Annotated in this window: 18 protein-coding genes; 5 read left to right on the top strand and 13 right to left on the bottom strand. The window is 62.7% G+C overall.

Annotated features, from left to right (window positions below):
• Positions 1-63: 63 nt before the first annotated feature.
• Entirely contained in the window at positions 64-2,256 is a 2,193-nt protein-coding gene (locus GTF44_RS10910; protein WP_367383371.1) for a ComEC/Rec2 family competence protein, read from the top strand.
• On the opposite strand, the gene lexA is transcribed toward GTF44_RS10910, so the two are convergent.
• A complete protein-coding gene (gene lexA, locus GTF44_RS10905) occupies positions 2,250-2,939 on the bottom strand; it encodes a transcriptional repressor LexA (RefSeq protein WP_171559299.1) in 690 nt (229 codons plus the stop codon). The two genes, GTF44_RS10910 and lexA, sit on opposite strands and share 7 nt — an antisense overlap.
• A 241-nt stretch (positions 2,940-3,180) precedes the next feature.
• Here lexA and GTF44_RS10900 point away from each other — a divergent pair, with 241 nt between their 5' ends.
• Positions 3,181-4,065, top strand: a complete 885-nt coding sequence (locus tag GTF44_RS10900) for a LysR substrate-binding domain-containing protein (RefSeq protein ID WP_171559302.1) — start codon at positions 3,181-3,183, stop codon at positions 4,063-4,065.
• Here the strand turns inward: GTF44_RS10900 and GTF44_RS10895 are convergent.
• From GTF44_RS10895 to GTF44_RS10870, 6 genes are all read right to left on the bottom strand, one after another.
• Positions 4,048-6,462, bottom strand: coding sequence for an FAD-dependent oxidoreductase (locus GTF44_RS10895; protein WP_171559304.1), 2,415 nt, complete (start codon positions 6,460-6,462; stop codon positions 4,048-4,050). The two genes, GTF44_RS10900 and GTF44_RS10895, sit on opposite strands and share 18 nt — an antisense overlap.
• 112 nt (positions 6,463-6,574) lie before the next feature.
• Positions 6,575-7,759 carry a gephyrin-like molybdotransferase Glp gene (gene glp / locus GTF44_RS10890; protein WP_171559307.1) on the bottom strand — a complete coding sequence of 395 codons (1,185 nt, stop codon included), beginning with the start codon at positions 7,757-7,759 and terminating at the stop codon, positions 6,575-6,577.
• On the bottom strand, positions 7,756-8,235 hold the full coding sequence (gene moaC, locus GTF44_RS10885) for a cyclic pyranopterin monophosphate synthase MoaC (RefSeq protein ID WP_145208420.1): 480 nt from the start codon (positions 8,233-8,235) through the stop codon (positions 7,756-7,758). The genes glp and moaC overlap by 4 nt, the downstream gene beginning before the upstream one ends.
• Positions 8,235-9,047 (bottom strand): indole-3-glycerol phosphate synthase TrpC, encoded by an 813-nt coding sequence (gene trpC, locus GTF44_RS10880; protein WP_171559310.1) that lies wholly within the window; start codon positions 9,045-9,047, stop codon positions 8,235-8,237. The genes moaC and trpC overlap by 1 nt, the downstream gene beginning before the upstream one ends.
• A complete protein-coding gene (trpD, locus tag GTF44_RS10875) occupies positions 9,044-10,063 on the bottom strand; it encodes an anthranilate phosphoribosyltransferase (RefSeq protein WP_171559313.1) in 1,020 nt (339 codons plus the stop codon). Before trpD ends, trpC begins: the two co-directional genes overlap by 4 nt.
• Positions 10,060-10,647: an aminodeoxychorismate/anthranilate synthase component II gene (locus GTF44_RS10870; RefSeq protein WP_171559315.1), complete on the bottom strand. Its 588-nt coding sequence runs from the start codon at positions 10,645-10,647 to the stop codon at positions 10,060-10,062. Before GTF44_RS10870 ends, trpD begins: the two co-directional genes overlap by 4 nt.
• A gap of 118 nt (positions 10,648-10,765) precedes the next feature.
• Between GTF44_RS10870 and GTF44_RS10865 the strand changes: the two genes are divergently transcribed.
• Positions 10,766-12,316: a divergent polysaccharide deacetylase family protein gene (locus GTF44_RS10865; RefSeq protein WP_171559318.1), complete on the top strand. Its 1,551-nt coding sequence runs from the start codon at positions 10,766-10,768 to the stop codon at positions 12,314-12,316.
• A 28-nt stretch (positions 12,317-12,344) separates the two neighbouring features.
• Here GTF44_RS10865 and trpE read toward each other — a convergent pair whose 3' ends face one another.
• The 4 genes from trpE to GTF44_RS10845 form a co-directional block, all read right to left on the bottom strand.
• Positions 12,345-13,856: an anthranilate synthase component I gene (gene trpE / locus GTF44_RS10860; protein WP_171559321.1), complete on the bottom strand. Its 1,512-nt coding sequence runs from the start codon at positions 13,854-13,856 to the stop codon at positions 12,345-12,347.
• A gap of 3 nt (positions 13,857-13,859) precedes the next feature.
• Positions 13,860-15,716 (bottom strand): SurA N-terminal domain-containing protein, encoded by a 1,857-nt coding sequence (locus GTF44_RS10855; protein WP_171559324.1) that lies wholly within the window; start codon positions 15,714-15,716, stop codon positions 13,860-13,862.
• A 71-nt stretch (positions 15,717-15,787) separates the two neighbouring features.
• Positions 15,788-16,990: an aminotransferase gene (locus GTF44_RS10850; protein ID WP_171559327.1), complete on the bottom strand. Its 1,203-nt coding sequence runs from the start codon at positions 16,988-16,990 to the stop codon at positions 15,788-15,790.
• Between the two features lie 160 nt (positions 16,991-17,150).
• Positions 17,151-17,642: a single-stranded DNA-binding protein gene (locus tag GTF44_RS10845; RefSeq protein ID WP_171559330.1), complete on the bottom strand. Its 492-nt coding sequence runs from the start codon at positions 17,640-17,642 to the stop codon at positions 17,151-17,153.
• Positions 17,643-17,849: 207 nt separating this feature from the next.
• On the opposite strand from GTF44_RS10845, the gene GTF44_RS10840 reads away from it, so the two are divergent.
• Positions 17,850-18,413 (top strand): lytic transglycosylase domain-containing protein, encoded by a 564-nt coding sequence (locus GTF44_RS10840; RefSeq protein WP_253261215.1) that lies wholly within the window; start codon positions 17,850-17,852, stop codon positions 18,411-18,413.
• Between the two features lie 3 nt (positions 18,414-18,416).
• Here GTF44_RS10840 and GTF44_RS10835 read toward each other — a convergent pair whose 3' ends face one another.
• Positions 18,417-18,632: a hypothetical protein gene (locus GTF44_RS10835; protein ID WP_171559332.1), complete on the bottom strand. Its 216-nt coding sequence runs from the start codon at positions 18,630-18,632 to the stop codon at positions 18,417-18,419.
• On the bottom strand, positions 18,629-19,777 hold the full coding sequence (locus GTF44_RS10830) for an aromatic ring-hydroxylating dioxygenase subunit alpha (protein WP_171559335.1): 1,149 nt from the start codon (positions 19,775-19,777) through the stop codon (positions 18,629-18,631). The genes GTF44_RS10835 and GTF44_RS10830 overlap by 4 nt, the downstream gene beginning before the upstream one ends.
• A 177-nt stretch (positions 19,778-19,954) precedes the next feature.
• On the opposite strand from GTF44_RS10830, the gene GTF44_RS10825 reads away from it, so the two are divergent.
• Positions 19,955-20,497 (top strand): GNAT family N-acetyltransferase, encoded by a 543-nt coding sequence (locus tag GTF44_RS10825; RefSeq protein WP_171559338.1) that lies wholly within the window; start codon positions 19,955-19,957, stop codon positions 20,495-20,497.
• Positions 20,498-20,500 lie beyond the last annotated feature (3 nt).

Raw genomic sequence — 20,500 nt, 5'->3', positions numbered from 1 at the left:
GGAAACCATGAGGCGGGTAGGTGTTGAGCGAGTGTTTAGGCAACCGCGCGGGAGGTGACAAGGGTGCGCCTCTGGCATCTGATCGACCAGGTTCAGCAAGGCCAGCGTGGGGCGTTGATGCCGTGGGCGCCGGTTTTTGTCGGTCTCGGTGTGGCGTGGTATTTCGGGTTGCGGGTGGAGCCCGGTTGGCGTGTCTACAGTTTGGCGCTCCTGCTGGCGCTCGTCGCAGCAGCGATCACATGGCGCTTGCGAGAGATGGCGGGCCCCGCTGTCACGGCGCTTCTCCTCGTCCTGTCAGGTCTGTGCCTGGCCGGGTTTCGCGCCCATGATGCTGCCGGACCGGTGCTGGAGTTTCGCTATTACGGGCCGATCGAGGGGCGGATCGTCGCGATTGATCGTTCAGCCTCCGATGCGGTCCGGCTGACCTTGGATCAGGTTGTGTTGGAACGGACATCGCCCGAACGCGTGCCCAATCGGGTTCGGGTCTCGCTGCATGGGGAGCAGCGCTGGCTCACCCCGGAACCGGGGGCGCGGGTGATGATGACCGGCCATCTGGGGCCGCCCGAGGGACCCGCCGAGCCTGGCGGTTTCGATTTTCAGCGCCATGCTTGGTTCCTCGAAATCGGTGCGGTGGGGTATACCCGTGTGCCAGCATTGCTTTTGGAGCCACGTGAAGGTTGGGCCTTGCCGTTGACCCATCTGCGGCTGAATCTGTCGGCCGCGATCCAAGCGCGGATCTCGGGGGAGGCGGGTGCGTTCGCGGCGGCGGTGCTGACCGGCGACCGATCCGGTCTCTCTGCCGGGCCGCTGGAGGATATGCGCCGCGCGAACATCGCGCATCTGCTGGCGATTTCAGGGCTGCACATGGGGCTGTTGACCGGGTTCGTCTATGCCGCTCTGCGCTTTGTTCTGGCGCTTATCCCGGCTCTGGCGCTGCGTTATCCGATCCGCAAATGGGCGGCGCTGGCGGCCTTGGGGGCAGGGGCGTTTTACCTGGCCCTCTCAGGTGGCAATGTCGCGACGGAACGGGCCTTTATCCAGGTGGCGGTGATGTTTGTCGCCGTCTTGCTTGACCGGCGCGCGATCACGCTCCGCTCCGTGGCGATTGCGGCCCTGATTGTCCTGGCACACCGTCCTGAGACCTTGCTCAGCCCCGGGTTTCAGATGTCCTTTGCGGCGACCGCGGCGCTTGTGGCCGTGTTCAACGCTTTGCGCGGCCATCCGTGGATGACTGAATTGCCGATTTGGTCTAAGGGCATGGTGGCGCTGGTGATTTCTTCCGTTGTGGCGGGCGCAGCAACCGCGCCTTTCTCTGCAGCGCATTTCAATCAAATCGCGGTCTATGGGCTCTTGGCCAATCTGTTGACGGTGCCGGTGATGGGCAGCGTGGTGATCCCTTGTGCGGTTTTCGCAGCATTGCTCTGGCCGCTTGGCCTCGAAGGGATCGCGTTTTGGGTGATGGAGAAGGGCCTGGTTTGGATTTTGGCCGTCGCCCATGAAGTCGCCACACTGCCTGGCGCGACGCGCCCGATCGTCGCGCCGCCTGCCGGCGTTTTGGCGGCGATCAGCCTCGGGGTAATTTTCGTCATCCTTTGGCAGGGCCGGGCACGGCTCCTGGGGTTTGCGCCGGTGGCGCTCGCTTTGGTGATCTGGTCAGGCAGCGACCGGCCCGATCTTCTGCTGTCGTCGTCGGGTCGCTTGGCAGGGCTTGAAACATCGGAGGGGCGCGCCCTGACCAAGCCACGGGGAGATGGGTTTGTTGCCGGGATCTGGCTCGAGAATGATGGGGATCGGGCGGATCAGCCCGAGGCTGCCATCCGCCCGGGCTGGCAGGCCGAGGGGGAGGGCTGGCATGTTGTTTTGGAGAGCGGTCATAGTCTCTGGCATGGGGCCGGTCGCCGCGCCGCGCGCGAGATGGAAGCCGCCTGCGCTCGCCATGACATTGTCTTGGTTTCTGAGCGGTTGCGGGATTACGCACCCGACCTCGTACCTGTGGCACAGGAAACGGCGGCACATCTGTCGGCTGTTGAACGTGTGGATTGGATCGGGGCGACGCAGTCGCCGGATCAGGTGGACCGCGCGGCCTATGCCGAGGACCTGCCGGCCATCACCCCCGATGCCCCTTGCTTGTTGATCTCGGGTGACACATTGGCCGAAACCGGCGCGATTTCCCTCTATGTGACCAAGGATCGCGTCGAATTCACCACCGCGCGCGCCCTTCAAGGCGCGCGGCTTTGGACCGGAGGCCGTCAATAGGTGCGGATCAACCCGACCAATTTACCCTGAACCTTGACCTGATCGTCGCGCAGCATACGGGTCTCATAAGCCGGGTTCGCAGCTTCAAGAGCGACCATATTGCCCTTCTGACGGAAGCGTTTCAGCGTCGCCTCCTGATCTTCGACCAGCGCCACGACGATATCGCCGTTGTCCGCCGTCGCGCCTTCTTCGATCACCACGATATCGCCATTGTTAATCCCGGCCTCAATCATGGAATCGCCTTTGACCTCAAGCGCGTAGTGATGCTTGTTCGTGCTGACCATCTGTTGAGGCACGGTCACATGAGTCGCCACTTGGCTGATTGCTTCAATCGGCGTCCCCGCGGCGATCCGGCCCATCACCGGCAGGTCGGTCGCGCCGATCCCGCTGACCGGAATCGCGCCCGCAGGCGGGGCGCTCCGATCACCTTCGATCACGCGCGGTGTGAAGCCGGTTTTCGCCTCCAGCGCCTCGGGCAATTTCACAATCTCGATCGCGCGGGCGCGATGGGCCAACCGGCGGATGAACCCTCGTTCCTCCAGTGCGGTGATCAGCCGGTGAATGCCGGATTTCGAGCGCAAATCCAGCGCCTCTTTCATTTCATCAAAAGACGGCGGCACGCCATCGCGTTGCATCCGCTTGTGGATAAACTCCAAAAGGTCGAGCTGTTTCTTCGTCAGCATCTGATGGCCTCCGCCTGTCCGATAAGGATCTCGTTCAGGGAATGTTCTACCCCTGTTCCCCCTCTGTGTCAACGAATCGGGTGCAGAGCGGATGAATTCTTCCTGCTCCAGGGGCCATCTCACCGCGTTGACTCGCCATCCTGACATCTCATGACATCGATTTTCTTGGCCATGGCGCAGTCTTTGCTTTTCCCTCGGCGGATTTTCAGGGAGCAATGGTGGTGGAGGAGGCCCGATCCGCATGGACCATAAACCCTATCTGACCCATATCCGATCCTTCGAGGCCGCCGCGCGGCATCTGAGTTTCACCGCGGCCGCCGATGAGTTGAACTATACCCAAGCGGCGATCTCCAACCATGTGCGGTCCTTGGAAGAGTATCTCGGCAAACCGCTCTTTATTCGCCATGCCCGCAGCTTGGAGCTGACCGGGCCGGGGCAGGCCTATCTGCCCGGCCTCCGTCGCGCCTTGCAACAGATCGAAGATGCGACCGAGGCGATCGTCACACGGACCCATGATCAGACGGTGGTGATCTCCTGCCCGATCAGCTTGGCGGAGAACTGGCTCGCGGCCCAGGTCGCTGCGTTTCTGGCGGATCACTCCAGCTATACGATCACCTTAAATGGCACGATCTGGGCCGACAGCGTGGGTGAGGTGGCCGATCTAACCATCGAGATCAAACGCCAAGATGCGGTGTTGCCGGGCGATGCGCTCCTGGCGTCGGAAGAGCTGACCGTGGTTTCCGCGCCGGGCTATCAGGTGGCGGGCGAAGCGCTGTCGCGGCCTGAACAATTGGTCAGCGCCGATCTGATCCATATTCTGACGCGGCAGGATTGCTGGGGCGCGGTGGCCGATGGATTGGGGCTCGACAATCTCGATCTGCAGGGCGGAGTGCGGTCGAACTCCTCCAATGTGGCGCTGGAACTGGCGGCGAACGGGTTGGGCTGCGTCGCGGTTCTGCGCTCTCTGGCGCAGCCCTATCTTGACCGGAATGTGCTGATCGAGCCGTTTCCTTGCGCGGTGGAAAGCCCGTGGAGTTACTACCTCACCCGTCCGGCGCGGGCGTTGAAACCCTCGGCCCGGCGGTTCCGGGACTGGCTTTTAGAGAGATCAGCTGCGGAGCCGTAGCCCGCCCGGATCGAATGGCGGCGCGGCCAGCATGCGGGCCTTATGCGCCTGACCCAGAACAAAAATCTCTACCTCGTCGCCGGGCTGCACCGTGCCGGTTTTGGCAAAACCGAGCGCCAGGGATTTGCCCGTATGCGCGGAATAGGCGCCGGAGGAGACATGGCCGACCGCCGTACCATCGAGCCGGAATATCGGCTCGCCGCCGCTGGCATCGGCGTCGCGAGCCTCCATCTCGAATATCTGCAAGGTCTCGCGCGGTTCGTTGTCGGCCAGCGCCAGAAAGGCATCTTTGTGCAGGAACGCCTTGTCGAGCTTGATCAAGCGCTCCAGGCCAAGCTCCTGCGGCCAGTATTCCGGGCTATATTCACGCCCCCAGGAGCCATAGCCCTTCTCGATCCGAAGCGACCCGAGTGCGCGGCTGCCCACTGGCCCGCCGCCGAGGTCGCGTGCGGCCTCAATGAGCGCGGTATAGAGGGCTACTTGGTACGCCGCCTCGCAATGCAACTCCCACCCGAGATCGCCGGTGAAGGACACCCGCAGCGCCACAACCGGCACGCCCGCCACGATCATCTGCCGCGAGCGTATGAAGCGGAAGGCGTCGTTGGAGAGGTCCTCATTGGTCAAGCGCTGCAACAGCTCGCGGGATTTCGGCCCGGCGATATTCATGCCGCAAAGCGCGTCGGTGCGGTTTTCAAAGGTGGTGCCGTCGGGCAGGGGCACCATATTGAAGAACCGCTGATGATAGCGCTCGGCCATGCCGGATCCGATCATCATGTAGTGGTCTTCGGCCAGTTTGGTGACGGTGAAATCGCCCGCCACGCCGCCGCGCACGCCGATGAGCGGCGCGAGGCAGGACCGCCCGATCTCCGTCGGAATGCGATTGGCCAGAAGCGCATCGAGCCAAGCCTGGGCGCCCGGGCCTTTGATCTCGTAGTTGGCGAAATTGGAGATATCGAGCACACCCACGTGGTTGCGCAGCATTTGAACCTCGCGGCCCACCGGCTCAAACCAGTTCTGCCGCTTGAACCCGATGGTTTCGGTCACGCCCGGCTTATCGGCGAACCAAAGCGGGTGTTCCCAGCCACAGTTCATCCCGAAGACCGCGCCCATCTCGGCTTGCATCTCATGGGCTGGCCGCACCCGCGCAGGGCGCCCGGCGCTGCGCTCCTCATTCGGGAAATGGATTGCGAAACGGTTGGCATATTGGTCCTCAACCCGGGCCTTGGTGAAGGCCTTCCCCGCCCAGGAGCCATAGCGCGCCAGGTCCCAGCCAAACATGTCGAGCTTCGGCTCGCCCTCAATGATCCATTCCGCCGCCAAAAGGCCGAGGCCACCGGATTGCGAGAAGCCGGGGATGATCCCGTTGCAGCAGAAATAGTTCCGCAGTTCCGGCAACGGGCCAAAGAGCGCGGAACTGTCCGGTGACCAGATCATCGGCCCGTTGATCACCCGTTTCACGCCAGCATTGGCGGCCGCAGGCACCCGCTCCATCGCGCGCATAACGTTTTCCATGATCCGGTCCAGGTCATCGGCAAAAAGCTCATGGCCGAAGCCCTGCGGTGTGCCATCCTCGGCCCAAAACCGCATGTCGCGTTCATAGGCGCCGATCAGCAAGCCCTGACCTTCTTGGCGCAAGTAGTACTCCCCGTCGCGATCGGCGACGGAGGGCAGGCGGGTGCCATGGGCGACGATCTCGTCGATGGTTTCGGTGACGAAATACTGGTGCTCGGTCGGTTGCAGCGGCAGGTCGATTCCGGCAAGGGCGGCGACTTCGCGCCCCCAAAGCCCGGCGGCATTGATCACCCACTCGGTGTGGATATCGCCATTTGGTGTCTCAACGATCCAGGTCCCGTCTGGCTGTTGCCGGGTGGCGGTGACGGGCGTGAAACGGTGGATCTCGGCCCCCATCGCGCGGGCCCCCGCCGCATAGGCCATGGTCACGCCGGATGGGTCCACATTGCCGCCATCGGGCTCATACATAATGCAGCGGATGCCGTCGAAATCGACCAGCGGATGCAGGCGCTCGGCCTCATCGCGGCTGATTTCATGGAAACTCATCTTGTAATAGCGCGCCTTGGCCTCTTGCAGGCGCAACTGATGCTCGCGGTCTTCGGTTTGGGCGAGATAGAGCGAGCCGGGTTGGAACACGCCGCAGCCTTGGCCGGTTTCCGCCTCCAACGCCTTGTAGAGGTTCATCGTGTAATGCTGGATGCGGCTGATATTGGTGTTGTCATGCAATCCGTGGATATTGGCCGCCGCATGCCAGGTGGAACCCGAGGTCAACTCGTCCCGCTCCAGCAGGACCACATCTTTCCAGCCGAGTTTCGCCAGATGATAGAGGATGGAGCAACCGACCAACCCGCCGCCAATCACCACGGCCTGAGCAAGTGTTTTCATCGGGTTCTGTCCTCTGCCAACAAGCGCGCCTCACCCACGGGTAGAGGGCTAGCTCCGGATCGGCAAAGAAAAAATCTTATGGCAATGCCCCCGTTTCTTTGGGGTCATGGCGTTAAATCAGCAAGGCTTCCACAATTGCGCCGGCGGTCTGCGGCTCTTGATGCGGTGGCCGGACCAAGAGCGCGTCGGCATCGGCCAACCGGGTCAGGAGCGAGCTGTCTTGCGCGTCCAAAGGCGTGATCTCGGGCAATCCGTTGCCGGGGATCAGACGGGCCCGCATGTAATGTTCACGCGGACCGTTCGCAGGTAGGTCGACGGCGAGTCGGGCATGGGTCAAGCGCCGCTCACCCGTCGGCAGGCCAAGGAAAGCATGCAGCATCGGAACGATGAAGAGATGGCCGCAAACCATTGACGAAACGGGATTTCCGGGCAGGCCCACAAGGGCCGATCTTGCCAACCGCCCCGCCATCAGCGGTTTGCCAGGCCGCATCGCGATCTTATAGAAGGACCGCTCCAGACCCATTGCAGCAGCCACCTCGCCGACCAGATCATGATCGCCCACCGAGGCGCCGCCAATGGTCACGATCAGGTCCGCACCTGCGGCCAACCCAAGCACGTGTTCCAGGCTTTCGCGGGTGTCCCGCGCGATGGGCAACATCCGGGCATGGCCACCCTCTGCCTCGATCAACGCTTTCAACCCATAGGTGTTGGACGCAATGATCTGATCCGGGCGCGGCGTCTCGCCAGGCTGCACCAACTCGTCGCCGGTGGCGATCAACGCCACCTCTGGCCGCCGCGTGACGGGCAGGGTGGCGTGGTTCATTGAGGCGGCCAGCGCAATATCCGCCGGGCTCAGTCGGCGCGGCGCTTCGATCCGGTGGCCTTTGCGGAAATCGCCGCCCGAGGGGCGGATATGGGTCTTTTGATCAAGCTTATCGCCAAGGGTAATCCGCTCGTCGTCGCGGGTGACGTCTTCTTGGATGATGATCCGATCCGCACCCTCGGGCACCGGCGCGCCGGTGAAGATCCGCAGCGCTTCGCCAGCGCCGATCTGACCATGCCAAACATGACCGGCGGCGGCCTCTCCAATAACGCGGAACTGCGCCCCTGGCGCGGCCTCGTCGCTGCGCACGGCGTAGCCATCCATGGCGGAGGCGGCGAAGGGCGGCTGGTCCCGCTCGGCCAAGACTGACCGTGCCAGGACTCGGCCCGCGGCCTCGGCCAACGGCACGTCTTCAACCTCCAACACCCGGGTCAGGGCGAGGCATTGGGCCAGCGCTTCGGCAACAGTGATCACGTGTCGGCCTCGAACCGGCCGGATTTGCCGCCATCTTTCAACAGAACGCGCAGGCCGCCGATTTCCATCGCCCGGTCGGCGGCTTTCAGCATATCATAGACCGTCAGCGCGGCCGTCGATGCGGCCATAAGCGCTTCCATTTCAACGCCCGTCTGCCCATTGGTCTTGACGGTCGCTTTGATCCGTACACCCGGCAGGTCGCGATCAGGGTCAAGCTCCATGGCCACCTTGGTCACCGGCAGAGGGTGGCAGAGCGGGATCAGATCGGCGGTGCGTTTGGTTCCCATAATCCCGGCCAGCCGCGCCACGCCCAAAACATCGCCCTTCTTGGCGATCCCTTTTTCAACCAGATCAAGGGTCTCGGGTCGCATTTTGACCCAAGCGCCTGCTGTCGCGACCCGCGCGGTAACTGGTTTTTCCGAGACATCGACCATATGGGCCTGCCCCTCGGCGTCGAAATGAGTGAGATCTGGCATCAGAGCCCCGCTTTTAAAGGATTGGCGAGCAGGTTTCTGGTGGCCTGCGCCACATCCTCCTGCCGCATCAGGCTTTCGCCGATCAAGAAACAGCGCGCGCCATATTGCGCCATATCGGCGAGATCCTCCGGGGTGGACAGGCCGCTTTCGGCCACCACAAGCCGGTCATCGGGGATCATCCGGACCAACCGGCGTGTGACATCAAGAGAGGTCTCGAACGTATTGAGATCGCGGTTATTTATACCAACGAGGCGTGACGACAGGCGGCTGGCCCGCTCAAGCTCTGCCTCGTCATGCACTTCGATCAGCGCATCCATACCCCAATCCGCCGCAGTCGCTTCAAGCTCCGCCGCCTGCCCATCATCGAGGCTCGCCATGATGATCAGAATGCAGTCGGCCCCAAGCGCGCGCGCTTCGGCCACTTGATAGGGGTCGTAAAGGAAATCTTTCCGCAAAACGGGCAGGTCGCACGCGGCGCGCGCCGCGATCAGATAGCTGTCATCGCCTTGAAAGCTTCGCCCATCGGTCAACACGCTCAGGCAAGTCGCGCCACCGGCGGCATAAGCCTCGGCCAAGGCGGGCGGGTCGAAATCGGCGCGGATCAAACCCTTCGACGGGCTCGCCTTTTTGATCTCCGCAATCAAGCCATAGCCTTCGCGAACGGCGGCGTGAAGCGCATCGGCAAAAGGGCGCACCGGATCGGCGGCGCGGGCCTCGGCCTCGACGGTTTCAAGAGGCCGCTCTTGCTTGCGCGCGGCGATGTCGTCCAGCTTGTAAGCCTTGATCTTCTCAAGAATGGTTGGGGTGCTCATGCCGCCTCCGATGTGATGCGCGCCAGCGTCTCGACCGCGTGTTTGGCCTTGCCGCTATCAATGCTTTCCCGTGCCATTTCAACACCTTCCACCAGGTTTGTCACCTTATCCGCGACGATCAACGCCGCCGCCGCGTTGAGCAAGACCGCGTCGCGATAAGCCCCTGGTGCCCCGTCAAGCAGCGCCTGGAAGGCATGGCCGTTTTCCTGCGGTGTGCCGCCCAATATATCGCGCAGCGGATGAACCGGCAGCCCCGCCTCTTCGGGGTGGACTTGCCGCCCGCGGATCTTGCCATCTTCCAACACGGCGACCGAGGTCTCGCCGCTGATCGAGATTTCATCAGTGCCATCCGCGCCATGCACGAGCCAGACTTTCTCCGAGCCAAGCTCCTGCAAGGTCTCGGCCATTGGATAGATCAGGTCGATGGCGAAGGCGCCGGTGAGTTGGCGTTTCACGCCTGCGGGGTTGGTCAATGGGCCGATGATGTTGAAAATCGTCTTGCAGCCGAGCTCTTGTCGGGTGGGCATGACATGTTTGATCGCCGGATGGTGCATCGGCGCCATCATGAATCCGATGCCCGCTTCCGCGATGCCACGCTCCACGATTTCAGGGCCAACCATCACATCGATCCCCATCTGGCCAAGCGCATCCGCCGCGCCGGATTTCGAGGAGAGATTGCGGTTGCCATGTTTCGCCACCGGCACACCGGCCCCGGCCACAACAAACGCGGTGGCGGTGGAGATGTTGAGCGTCCCCATCCCGTCGCCGCCAGTGCCGACGATATCCATCGCGCCTTCAGGTGCGCGCACCCGCACGCATTTCGCCCGCATCACGGCCGAAGCGGCGGCGTATTCAGCCACGGATTCTCCACGCGCCCGCATCGCCATCAGCAATCCGCCAATCTGCGCCGGTGTGGCTTGGCCTTCGAAGAGGTACCCGAAAGCTTCTTCCGCCTGCGCCCGGCTCAGCGGCCCTTCGGAGGCGGCGAAGATCAGCGGCTTCATTGCATCATTCATGCGGGCTCTCCGATCCGCGCCATATCGAGGAAATTCTTCAGCATCTGATGGCCGTGTTCGGAGCGGATGCTTTCGGGGTGAAACTGCACACCTTCCATCGGCAGCTCTTTGTGGCGGAGGCCCATGATCGTGCCGTCTTCCAACTCGGCGCTGATCTCCAAGCAGTCCGGCAACCCCTCGCGGGCGACGACCAGCGAATGGTAACGTGTGGCGAGGAAGGGCGAGGGCAGGCCTGCGAAGACACCAGCGCCCCGGTGGCGCACTTCGCCCAATTTGCCATGCACGATTTCGCTATGACGTTGAACTGTGCCGCCAAAAGCTTCGCCGATCGCTTGATGGCCCAAACACACGCCCATGAGCGGCGTGCGTGTTTCCGCCGCAGCCTGGGTCAGCGCCAAGCAGATTCCAGCTTGTGAGGGGTCGCACGGGCCCGGCGAGAGCAAAATCGCCTCCGGCTTGAGCGCCATTGCCTCTTGCACATTGAGCGCGTCATTCCGCTCAACCCTGACATCCGCACCCAATTCCCTTAGATAATGCACGAGATTATAGGTGAAACTGTCATAATTATCGATCAACAGCAGCATGGGGCCGGGGCCTTTCCGAAAGGGGGTGAAGGCGACGCGCGCCCGCGTTATACATGTTCAACAGCCGCGCCCCGGGGTCAAGGGATCGGGCAAGAACGGCGCGCGAGAATGAGGAGCGATGATGGGCAGAGGTGTGATCATTGGGATGGTCTGGGGCGTGTTGTTTTCAGCGCTTTTTCTGGCCGTGATTTCCTTGAACGCGCCGCTGCCGGAAGAGCGCGCGCCAGCCGCTTCAATGGTGGGAGCGGGTGATGTTGATACCCGGCCCGAATTGCCAGAGCTTGCCGCCGAGGATGAAGCTCCCAATCCCCTTGAGACACCGGAGGTCGAGACGCCGCCGACAAGCGATGCCACCGCAGGCGCACCGGAGACGGGCGGGGCGGTCGAGCAATCTGAGACCGCGCAGGGACCAGCCGATAACGTGCCTCTGCCTGCCGGGTCGGAGTTTAACCGGCCTCCGCCGGACGAGGCAGCGGCCCTCCCCATCCCAGATCAAGCGCCGGACGTAACCCCTCCAACGGGGAGCGCGGCACCGGCCCCGGATGTGCTGACCGGGTCGCCTGTACCCGATACCGCCTCCGCGCCACTTCCGACCGCGACTGCGGCGCTCGATCTGCCACAGATCAATGTGCCAACCGCGGATGGAACCACGCCAGAGGTCACGAATACGGATCAAGACCCACTTGCGCCGCCGCAAGAGTTGCAACCGGCACCGCTCGGATTGCCGCAGATCGAGACCGATCCCGGCGCGGTCCGCCTCGATACGACGCCAGCCGCCGCGCCAATTTTGGATCAGCCATCGGAGTCTGGGGACCCGGCAGAGACCTCTGAGCCGCAGCCGGTTGAGCCGACAGGCCCCGGTCCCGCTCCGCTGGAAGCCGCTGGTCTTTCTGAACCGCGCTTGCCTCGGATCGGTGATCTACTGCCGACCGATGTAGGCACGGAGATGGATCAAGAGGATGCTGCATCGACGATGCCAGGGGATATTGCTACGCGCCCGGCAATCGAAGCCTTCGCGGCGGAGTTTGACGCCGCAGAGACACGACCGTTGATGGCGGTGATCCTGATCGATGACCCAGCTTTTGGTCTCGACCGGACCCTTTTGCAGAGCTTTCCCTTTCCTGTCAGCTTCGCGATTGACCCGACCCGCCCGCAAGCGGCAGAAAATGCAGCCGCATACCGCGCGGCAGGGTTTGAGGTGCTGATGCTGGCCGAGGATATGCTTCCCGCCGGTGCGGCCCCAGCCGATGTCGAGGTGGCCTTGGCAGGCGGATTTGAAGTCTTGCCGGAAGCGGTGGCGGTTTTGGATAGCGATCAGAACCGGGTGCAAGGCGATAGGCCTGTACTCGACGCGGTGATCTCGGTCCTACAAGAGACCGGCCATGGGTTGGTGGCCTATCCGCGCGGCTTGAACGCGGCGGAACAAAGTGCGGTCCGGGTGGATGTGCCAGCGGCAACGCTGTTCCGGCAAATCGATTCCGAGCGGGAACGGGCCACGGTGATCACGCGCTATCTGGACCGGGCGGCCTTCGCGGCAGGGCAGGATGGCAGCGTCATTGTCATCGGTCATACCTATTCCGATACGGTGACGGCGCTTTTCTCTTGGGCCCTCGGGGCGCGGTCCGAAAGCGTGGCCATGGCACCGGTCTCGGCGGTCTTGACCCGATAGACACCGAAGCCACTCGAGGCGCGGGGGATCAGCGGTTGCCGCGTTGGGTGAAGGCGCCGGCGTCCTCGGCGGCTTTACGGATCGCGCGGGATTTGTTCACCGTTTCCTGGAACTCCGCTTCCGGGTCGCTGTCATAGACGACGCCACCACCGGCTTGGATATAGAGCGTCTCATCTTTCACCACCGCGGTGCGGAGCGCGATGCACATATCCATATCGCCTCCGGCCGAGAAATACCCCACGCCGCCGCCATAGACGCCGCGTTTTTCCGGCTCCAGCTCATCAATGATCTCCATAGCCCGCACCTTCGGTGCGCCGGAAACGGTGCCCGCAGGGAGACCCGCCAGAAGCGCGGAGAGCGCATCATGCTCGTCGGAGAGTTCACCCACCACATTCGAGACGATATGCATCACATGAGAATAGCGTTCGACAATGAACTCTTCGGTGGGCCGGACCGTGCCGATCTTTGACACACGGCCGGTGTCGTTCCGGCCCAAATCCAGCAGCATCAGATGTTCGGCCAACTCTTTCTCATCGGAAAGCAGATCGGCTTCCAGCGCTTTGTCTTCGTCGGCTGTGGCTCCCCTGGGGCGGGTGCCCGCAATCGGGCGGATCGTGACCTCGCCATCGAACACCCGGACCAGGATTTCCGGGCTGGCGCCGACCACCTGAAACGGGCCGAAATTGAAGAAGAACATGAATGGCGAGGGGTTGGTCCGCCGGAGCGCCCGGTAAAGCGCAAAAGGTGGTTCCGAGAAGGTTTGGCGCCACCGCTGCGACGGCACGACCTGAAAAATATCGCCTGCGCGAATATAATCCTTGGCGGTTTCAACCGCAGCCAGATAGTCCGCTTTGGCGAAGTTCGAGACCGGCGCGGCGGTCTGTGTCACTTCGCCCATTTCACGCGAGGCGGTCGTGGGCGCACGTTCCAGATCGCGGAGCGCGTCGCTCACCCGTTCGGCGGCCTGGGCATAGGCCGCGCGGGCCGACAAACCACCACCGACCCAGGCGGGCGACACCACGGTGACTTCGCCTTTAACCCCATCCAGAACCGCAATCACCGAAGGGCGCATCATCACCGCATCGGGCAGGCCAAGCGGATCGGGGTTCACGTTTGGCAGATGTTCGACCAGGCGGATCATGTCATAGCCGAGATACCCGAAAAGACCCGCCGCCGCCGCGGGCAGATCATCGGGCATATCGATCGCGCTTTCGGCCAAAATCTCGCGGAGCGCGTCCAGGGGCGGCGCGTCGCAAGCGGCGAAGGCATCGCGATCAAAGCGGGCCGTGCGGTTGATCCGGCTGGTCTCGCCCCGGCATTCCCAGATCAGATCGGGCTTCAATCCGATGATCGAATAGCGGCCACGGATTTCGCCGCCCGTGACGCTTTCCAAGATGAAACTGTCTTGTCCGGCCTCAGCGAGTTTCATCATCACCGACACTGGCGTGTCCAGATCGGCCGCCAGCCGGGCGTAGACAAGCTGGTTGCGGCCCGCCGCCCAGCCTTCGGCAAAGTGCTCGAATGTCGGGGTCAACGCCATGGCTCAGGGGAACTGCGCGTGCACGGCGTTGATCGTCGTGGGGTTGAGAGAGATGCCGACATCCGCCTCAAGCGCCTGGCCAAAGGCCTCAAACACGTCCTGCGCGATGGATTGCGTGCCCTGTTCGCCGATCAGAGCCAAAAGCGCGTCGGTGCCAGGGGTGCCGCGCGCGCCGCTGTTGATGGCATCAAGCCGGGCAATCACGGCGAATTCTGCGCCGGGGATCACCGCAGTATCGCCCACCGCCGCGAGTTGGAACATCTGCGCCACCAGGGTCGGCGGCAGATCGGGGATGAAGTCTTGCCGCCGAATTTGCACCTCTTGGGTGACCCGCGGGCCAAGCTCTTCCAATGCGCCGCCAGTGATCATCTCCGACACCAGTGTATTGGCGCGGGCGGTGACCTGATCACGCAGCTCTCCGGCGCGCCAGCTGGCCTCCACCTCGTCGCGGATATCATCTAGATCGGGCAGGGTGGGCGGCACAATCGCGTCCAGGCGCAAGGCGAAAAGCCCGCCATCAGACAGTTCCAGCAGTTCGGGGAAATCCCCCTCCTGCGCGGCGGCTGCGGCCGCGCGGAACGCGTCATAGCCTGCGATGCCTTCATCGGAGCCAGGACGCCAGTCGATGGTGCCCAGTTCCATAATTGTGTCTTCGGCGAGCTCTTCCAAGGTCGCGCCGCCCGCCATCAGGTCATCCACATCTGTCCGGATATCGCCAATTGCCCGGCGCGCAGCCTCGGAGGCCAATTCAGCCCGCAGATCCGGCTCGGCATCTTCGAACGGCACCTGGGTTGCATCCAAGATGGCATTCACCCGGAACAGGGCAGGGCCAAAAACGCTGTCCACCGGGCCGATGATGTCTTCATCTTCGGTGCCAAAAATCGCCTCCGCGGCGGCATCGCTGAGATCTTCGCGGGCGACTTCGCCCAGATCCACATCTTCCAGGGTGAGACCCCGGGCAGCGATCAGATCATCATAACTGCTATCGCCGGCATCCAAAGCGGCGCGGGCGGCCTCGGCCTCTTCCTGCGAGGGGTAGACCAGACGCTCCAACAGGCGGCGTTCGGGTTGATTGTAAAGCTCGCCGCGCTCGTCATAAAGCTCGCGCAAGGTGGTTTCGTTGACCTCGACATCATCCATGATCATCGTCGGGCGCACCCAGGCATAGGTGATGGTGCGGGCCTCGGGCCGGGTGAATTGCGCGGCGTTTTCTTCGTATTCTGCTGCCAAATCTGCGTCGTTCGGCGCGCGCAGCCCGGTGGGCAAGTCCAGTTCGGTCACTCGGAGGAGCGAGAAATCCCGCGTCTCCGTCTGATAAGCGGTGAGGGCTTCGGCAAAAAGCGGCGGGGCGGAGACACCGCCAACAATCGCCACTTGCAACAGGGACCGGGCCACATCCTCGCGTAGGTTCTGTTCAAATTCTGCCGGTGTGAGCCCGGCATCGCGCAGGGCAAACTCATAGCCAGCGCGGTCGAAACTGCCATCGGAGCCCATGAAGCCGCTGGTTTCCTGTACTTGGCGCGCCACCTCTTCGTCGCCGACGGAGATGCCCATGGCGCGGGTCTCATGGGCCAAAGCCGCGCGCGCCACCAACCCGTCCAACACGGCGCGGTCCACGCCTTGCGCCGCCAAATCGCGCAAGCTGATCGGGCGTCCGGTCTGCGCGACCTGGGCGCTGATCTCGCGTTGCAGCGCGCGGGCATATTCATTGGCGGTGATCCGGGCGTCGCCGACGCTGCCGATCTGGCTGGCCGAGCCGGTGAAGCTGGTGATGCCAAACCCGGTCAAGGCCAGCATCAACAGGCCCAAGATGATCCAGACAAAGATATTCGAGGCTTTTTTGGCGGCGTTCTTGGCCATCGCGGCAGGTCCCTCCCAAGGGCGTCGTTTGCAGTGATCTACGCGCTCGGGCGTAAGGGGGCAAGAGGTGGCTAGGTCGAGAGCTGCGCCAGTCGGTCCACCACATCTGACAAGCCCTCTGCATCGGCATTGGCAAAGGCGATCCGCAAGGTCGTCTCGGCCTGACCGTTGCCGCCTTGATCTTTGGCCGGACCAAACATCGTGCCGGGCAGAACCAAGAGGCCCGCATCATGCACCAAACGTTGCGCGACCTGATCAGAGGGCTGCGAAAATGGGTGTTTCGTATAAGCGAAGTAAGCGCCACAGCCCAGAAGCTGCCAACCAGGCAGGCGTTGGAATCCGGAGACCAACGCGTCACGGCGGCGTAGGATTTCCAGACGTTCACCCGCCAGCCAATCGCCCAGATGCCGCATCCCCCAAAGCGCGCCGATCTGGCCGATCTGTGGCGGGCAGATCGCCACTGTGTCGAGGAATTTCTCCACTTCGATGAGCCGGGTGGGGGAGGCCATGACGGCACCAACCCGATGGCCGGTCAGCCTATAGGCCTTGGAGAAGGAATAAAGATGGATCAGCGTCTCATCCCAATCCGGATCGGTGAAGAGATCATGCGGCGCACCGGTCTGCGAATGAAAATCGCGATAGGTCTCATCGAGGATCAGGGCCAACCCATGCCGTTTGGCTAGATCGTAAAAGGCGCGGAGCAGGGCGGCGGGGTATTCAACACCGCCGGGATTGTTCGGGCTCACCAGGATGATCGCTCGGGTCCGATCACAGATCAGTGTCTCGGCCTCTTCCGGGTCGGGCAACAGGTCGTCGCCTGTGGGCAAGAGCTTGGCCTCAACCCCCTCCATGTCGAGCCACATTTTGTGGTTGAAATACCAAGGTGTCGGCAAGATCACCGCATCGCCAGCGCCCGCAAGCGTCGAGAGTGTGCTGGTGAAGGCTTGGTTACACCCCGCGGTTACGGCCACTTGGTCGGGCCGGATCACACCGCCATAGCCCGCGCTCCATTGGCTGGCCAATTCGGCGCGCAACTCTGGAAGCCCCAAAACCGGCCCATAAAGATGACTCTCCGGAACCGTGAGAAGCGCTTCCGCCATGGCCTGTCGCAACGGCTCTGGCGGTGGGGCCACCGGCGCGGCTTGGCTGAGATTGATCAACGGGCGGTCCTCGGGGAAGCTCACCCCGTCGATCCAGCGTCGCGCCTCCATGACCGGCGGCGCAATGGTCGCCGCATAGCGCGGATTTACCGGGGTGGGCCTAACGCCTGACATCCTGTCTCTCCTCACAACGCCTTGAAATGCGCAGCAGATGCGCCGCGTATCAGTCCCACGCTGCTTGCCAATCGCCGTTCCCTCTCAGGAGCGCGCCAAATCATGTGTATCTTGGCCCGGAACGGGCCTCCGCATAACAACAGGCAAGACCTGTCTAGGCTCAGAACGGGATCTCATCATCCATATCGCCGCCACCGCCGAAGCCGCCAGCGGGCCCGCCGCGATCATCAGGTGGCCCGCCACGGTCGTCGCCATAACCACCGCCGCCGCCATAGCCGCCTCCACCACCGCCGCCTTCATTGCGACCGTCGAGCATGGTCAGGGTGCTGCCGAACCCCTGCAGCACCACTTCGGTGGAATAGCGATCCTGACCGCTTTGATCCTGCCACTTGCGGGTCTGCAACTGGCCTTCGATATAGACCTTCGAGCCCTTGCGCAGATATTGCTCCGCCACCCGCACCAACCCTTCATTGAAGATCGCGACAGAATGCCATTCGGTCTTCTCACGGCGTTCGCCGGTGTTGCGGTCTTTCCACGTCTCCGAGGTCGCGATGCGCAGGTTGCAGACTTTGCCGCCGTTCTGGAACGTGCGGACCTCTGGGTCGCGGCCCAGATTGCCTATCAAGATCACTTTGTTGACGGAACCGGCCATGTCACCTCCCAAATGTCGTGTCGCGAATCTGCGTTTGCCCGAGAGTTAGAGCATCCGTATCTGATGATTGAAAGGCGAATTGCCCGGCCTGAACCCGTTGGTCTGGAAACTTGCGGGTTTTTTTGTATGATGCCGCGACTGGTTAATGGCTTTGGAAGGATCGGGGCCGTGATGGGGGATAGGCTTGGGGCGATGCGCTTTGCGCAGATGGCGTTTGGCTTTTGTCTGGCCGCGCTGCTGGCGGCGCCGGCATTGGCGGATCGACTGGACCGGTTTGGGGCCGCAACCCGGCTCCTCGATAGTCGGGCCGCAACGCAGTATTCGGGCTCGGTGCGCCTGACGCCAAATTACATTGAAGGCACCCGGTCGTCCTCCACCATCGTGCCGCGTTGGACGGGCAGCTATCGCGGGCCTTACTTGGATATCGCCCGCGCGGCGGCACGTCGCCATGGCATCCCCGAGGATTTGTTCCTGCGTCTGGTCTCGCAGGAAAGCAATTGGAACCCGAATGCAGTCAGCCATGCCGGTGCGATTGGCTTGGCGCAGCTCATGCCGGGAACGGCGCGCATTCTTGGCGTGAACCCGCGCGATCCGTCGCAGAACCTCGACGGCGGCGCGCGCTATCTGGCCGAGCAATACCGCACCTTCGGCTCCTGGCGGCTGGCACTTGCGGCCTATAACGCGGGGCCCGAGGCGGTGAACCGGCATAATGGTGTCCCGCCTTATCGCGAGACCCGGAACTACGTGCGGATCATTCTCGGCACCAGCTAGGCCTTAGATCGCCTTCAACGCCCGCAATCCGTCACGCAACGCGTCCACCTCTGGCGCACCGGCCTCCAAGGCGAAGACATAAGCGTGGGTCAGATAAAATGCCTGCGCTTGACCGGTTTCCGCTGCCTCCGACGCTTGCCTATAAAGGTCGATCAGCGCGGCCCTGTTGCCCGCCGCATGGGCGGCAAGCAGCGCCGCATCTAGTTCTTCGCGAGTCATTCGCGAGCAGCGGCGATCCGGCCAGCGACCCAGGCATGGAACATGTGGGTTGGTCCATCCATCGCTGGTGAAAACCGTCCGCCGTCAAACCCTGGCGCAGCGCGACCGGCCTGCATCCCTTCGACAACAAAGATGTCCTCCTCGAACACCTCTTTCCAAAGCGCTGCGTTCCGCTCTCGCAGCTCCTGATCTGTGTCGGGCTGGGCATAGTAGAGATGCACATGTTCCCGCGTTTGATTGTGCGCCACCGGTTCCAAAATGATGGTGAACGCATGGTCGCGATGCACGCCGAGAAGCACATTGGGATAGACCGCGATGTATTCCGCGGCGGTGTCCCAGGTGACGGAGAGGTCGTCGAAATCGGGGAAACTCTTGCCGTCCTCGTCTTTCAACTGCCGATAGACATAGGTGCCCTGGCCGGAATACCGCCCCTCCGCCTCGATATGATAGTGATCTTCAAGGCGGGAATAGCTGTTCAGCCCGGGGTGGATCCACGGCAGGTGGTAGCTTTCGCAGTAATTCTCCACCGCGAGCTTCCAGTTCGTGGCCACCTCCAAGATGAAGCTGCTGCCCGCGCCGCCATGGTGCAGCGGTTGGTCAAACTCAGACCAGCGGGCGATGAGATCGGCATGAACGTCCTCGAATGGCGCGGCCTCGCCGGAGAGGTTCACAAAGACCACATCGCGCCAGATATGGCTGCGCACCTCCACCAGTCCAAGCGTCGCTCTGTCGATCCCCGCATGGGTGTTTTGCCCAGGTCCGCCCACATGGGGTGTGGCGACCAAGCGGCCATCCTTGGCATAGCACCAGGAATGATAGGGGCACCGGATCGCGCCTTCGATTTTGCGCGGCTCGGAAACCAGGATCATCCCCCGATGACGGCAGATGTTTTGGAACACCCGAACCTGATCATTGTCGTCCCGGAGCAGCAGCAAGGGCTGACCTAGAAAGCTGATCGGCACCGCGTCACCGACCTCAGGCACATCCGAGCCGACCGCTAGGCCCGCCCAACCGGTCGCCAGAACCGCTTCGTTTTCTTCGGCGATGGTTGCTGGATCAGTGTAATGGGCATTGGGCAGCCCATGGGCCCGCTCAATCGGGGCCTGAACATCTTCCAATCCGGTGAGGCGAAAATCATCTGCCATAGGGGCCCTCCGCTTTTGTCGGTTGCTCATTCTGCCCACAAGACTGGCGTGTCCGCGTTTTGGCCGTCTTCTTCATCGGCGACATGGCGGATGTCGCGAATAAGCCGTGATTTCCGACTGTGGCTTGGCACATCGATGCCATAAAGACGCGCTGTCATGTTGTGATATGAGACGCCAATGAAACCTTGCCTCTCTCTGCCAGAGGGCCGATTGCGGCCGACGGAGCCCGGGGATCTCAACGCGGTCCTGGCGCTTTTGCATGATCCTGACGTGCGGCGCTTCCTCTGCGATGACATCATGCTACCACGTGCGACGGTGGCCGATATGTTGGCGCGCAGCGATACGTTGGCCGCGCGGGGTCTGGGCCTCTGGGTGATCGAAACAAGCCGCGGCAGCGTGGCTGGTTTGGCCGGGTTGGAGCCGGTGTCAGCTGAGATTGCGGTGGCGGCGGATATGGCCGGGAAGATCGAACCGCTTATTGCTATCGATCCGGCCTATTGGGGGCGCGGTCTGGCACGGGGCGCGCTAGAGGCGCTTATCGATTATGCCCGCGACACGCTTGGTTTGACCGAACTTGTGGCGTCTGTCGATGTTCCCAATCATCGCTCTCGCCAGTTGATGCAGCGCTGCGGATTTACCGATCATGGCCGTGCGACAGGACCCGCGCATGGGTTGGTTCTCTATCGGATGGCGTTCGGCGGCCCCGCAACCGCAGAGTGATCT

It is taken from the genome of Roseobacter sp. HKCCD6576-2 (genome assembly GCF_013179285.1).
Lineage (GTDB): Bacteria > Pseudomonadota > Alphaproteobacteria > Rhodobacterales > Rhodobacteraceae > Rhodophyticola > Rhodophyticola oceani.
The sequence above is the reverse complement of the archived record's forward strand: the minus strand, read 5'-3'. Positions and strand labels throughout refer to the sequence as shown.